Source organism: Apilactobacillus intestinapis (assembly GCF_049166695.1).
Classification (GTDB): domain Bacteria; phylum Bacillota; class Bacilli; order Lactobacillales; family Lactobacillaceae; genus Apilactobacillus; species Apilactobacillus kunkeei_C.
Map to the genome: position 1 here is coordinate 1 of NZ_JBMHFD010000024.1, position 3,249 is coordinate 3,249.

Here is a 3,249-nt window from a genome sequence, read left to right on the forward strand (position 1 = left end):
TACTTGGTTCTTTGAAAACTAGATATTATTTAATTTCTATATTGAATTTGTATAAAAATACAATTTCAACCGAGAACACCGCGTTATTTTGAGTTTTAAAATATTAGTTTATTCGTAAATACTCAACTAACCAAACATCACGTAGTGATGAAATAGGTTAAGTTATGAAGGGCGCATGGTGGATGCCTTGGCACTAGGAGCCGATGAAGGACGGGACTAACACCGATATGCTTCGGGGAGCTGTACGTAAGCTTTGATCCGGAGATTTCCGAATGAGGAAACTCGATAATCTTAATCGATTATCACCAGCTAGAGAATACATATCTAGTTTGGGGGCAGACGTGGGGAACTGAAACATCTAAGTACCCACAGGAAGAGAAAGAAATTTCGATTCCCTAAGTAGCGGCGAGCGAACGGGGAACAGCTCAAACCAAAGAGCTTGCTCTTTGGGGTTGTAGGACTGAACATTTGAGTTACCAAGTTAATTGATAGTCGAATTATCTGGGAAGTTAAGCGATACAGGGTGATAGCCCCGTAGGCGAAATCAATTAACCTCAGTTCAGGATCCTGAGTACGGCGACACACGTGAAACGTCGTCGGAATCCGGGAGGACCATCTCCCAAAGCTAAATACTCCCTAGTGACCGATAGTGAACCAGTACCGTGAGGGAAAGGTGAAAAGCACCCCGGAAGGGGAGTGAAATAGTTCCTGAAACCATGTGCCTACAAGCAGTCAGAGCCCGTTAATGGGTGATGGCGTGCCTCTTGTAGAATGAACCGGCGAGTTATGCTAACATGCAAGGTTAAGGCGAAAAGTCCGGAGCCGTAGCGAAAGCGAGTCTGAATAGGGCGTTACAGTATGTTGGGATAGACCCGAAACCAGGTGATCTACCCATGTTCAGGCTGAAAGTGCGGTAAAACGCACCGGAGGGCCGAACCCGTGTACGTTGAAAAGTGCTGGGATGAAATGTGGGTAGCGGTGAAATTCCAAACGAACTTGGAGATAGCTGGTTCTCTCCGAAATAGCTTTAGGGCTAGCCTCGGACTTAGAATCATGGAGGTAGAGCACTGTTTGGGTGAGGGGCCCGTCATGGGTTACTAAATTCAGATAAACTCCGAATACCATCGATTTATATGTCCGGGAGTCAGACGATGAGTGATAAGATCCACCGTCGAAAGGGGAACAGCCCAGACCACCAATTAAGGTCCCTAAATATATGCTGAGTGGAAAAGGATGTGGAGTTGCATAGACAACTAGGATGTTGGCTCAGAAGCAGCCACCATTTAAAGAGTGCGTAATAGCTCACTAGTCGAGTGATTCTGCGCCGAAAATTTACCGGGGCTAAGCATATTACCGAGATTGTGGACATGACGTAGTCATGTGATAGGAGAGCGTTCTAAGGGCAACGAAGGTAGACCGTAAGGACTGCTGGAGCGCTTAGAAGTGAGAATGCCGGTATGAGTAGCGAAAGAATAGTGAGAATCTATTCCACCGATTGACTAAGGTTTCCTGGGGAAGGCTCGTCCTCCCAGGGTAAGTCGGGACCTAAGCCGAGGCCTAGAGGCGTAGGCGATGGATAACAGGTTGAGATTCCTGTACTAGTTAATTATGTTTGAGCGATGGAGGGACGTAGAAGGCTAACCTGTGCGCACTGTTGGATATGTGCGTTCAAGCAGTAAGTCAGGTAATGAGTGAAATGCTTGTTACCGTGTTGACAAGCTGTGATGAGGATCGAAATAAAGTAGAGAAGTGGGCCATGTCACGCTACCGAGAAAAGCTTCTAGTGAGTAATTAACTACCCGTACCGCAAACCGACACAGGTAGTCAAGGAGAGTATCCTAAGGTGAGCGAGTGAACTCTCGTTAAGGAACTCGGCAAAATGACCCCGTAACTTCGGGAGAAGGGGTGCTGCACGCAAGTGCAGCCGCAGTGAAAAGGCTCAGGCGACTGTTTATCAAAAACACAGGTTTCTGCAAAATCGTAAGATGAAGTATAGGGGCTGACGCCTGCCCGGTGCTGGAAGGTTAAGTGGATGAGTTAGCTTCGGCGAAGCCCAGAAACGAAGCCCCAGTAAACGGCGGCCGTAACTATAACGGTCCTAAGGTAGCGAAATTCCTTGTCGGGTAAGTTCCGACCCGCACGAAAGGCGTAACGATCTGAGCACTGTCTCAACGAGAGACTCGGTGAAATTGAGATACCTGTGAAGAAGCAGGTTACCCGCGACAGGACGGAAAGACCCCATGGAGCTTTACTGTAATTTGATATTGGGTGTTGACATAGCTTGTACAGGATAGGTAGGAGCCGTGGAAACCGGGACGCTAGTTTCGGTGGAGGCATTGTTGGGATACTACCCTCGCTGTGCTAACACTCTAACCCGCACCACTTATCGTGGTGGGAGACAGTGTCTGATTGGCAGTTTGACTGGGGCGGTCGCCTCCTAAACAGTAACGGAGGCGCCCAAAGGTTCCCTCAGAATGGTTGGAAATCATTCTTCGAGTGTAAAGGCAAAAGGGAGCTTGACTGCGAGACAGACAGGTCGAGCAGGGACGAAAGTCGGGCTTAGTGATCCGGTGGTACCGTATGGAAGGGCCATCGCTCAACGGATAAAAGCTACCCTGGGGATAACAGGCTTATCTCCCCCAAGAGTTCACATCGACGGGGAGGTTTGGCACCTCGATGTCGGCTCATCGCATCCTGGGGCTGTAGTTGGTCCCAAGGGTTGGGCTGTTCGCCCATTAAAGCGGTACGCGAGCTGGGTTCAGAACGTCGTGAGACAGTTCGGTCCCTATCCGTCGCGGGCGTAGGAAATTTGAGGGGAGCTGTCTCTAGTACGAGAGGACCGAGATGGACATACCGCTGGTGTACCAGTTGTCCCGCCAGGGGCATCGCTGGGTAGCTATGTATGGATGAGATAAACGCTGAAAGCATCTAAGTGTGAAACCGACCTCAAGATGAAATTTCCCATTCCTTTATGGAAGTAAGACCCCTAAGAGATGATTAGGTAGATAGGCTAGAAGTGGAAGTGCAGTGATGTATGGAGCGGACTAGTACTAATTGGTCGAGGACTTAACCAAGTAAGGTAGTAATCGGAAGAAATAAATAATATCTAGTTTTGAGAGAACGAAGTTCTTTCAGATAAATAGTGTGGTGGCGATAGCTAGAAGGATACACCTGTTCCCATGCCGAACACAGAAGTTAAGCTTCTAAACGCCGATAGTAGTTGAGGGATCGCCCTCTGCAAGGGTAGGA

The 3,249-nt window shown here is 48.4% G+C and carries 2 rRNA genes; both read left to right on the top strand.

The window, feature by feature from the left end:
* The first annotated feature begins 155 nt into the window (after positions 1 to 155).
* Positions 156 to 3,074, top strand: a 23S ribosomal RNA gene (locus ACOMA7_RS07605).
* Between the two features lie 69 nt (positions 3,075 to 3,143).
* Positions 3,144 to 3,249, top strand: a 5S ribosomal RNA gene (rrf, locus tag ACOMA7_RS07610); the annotation flags it as partial.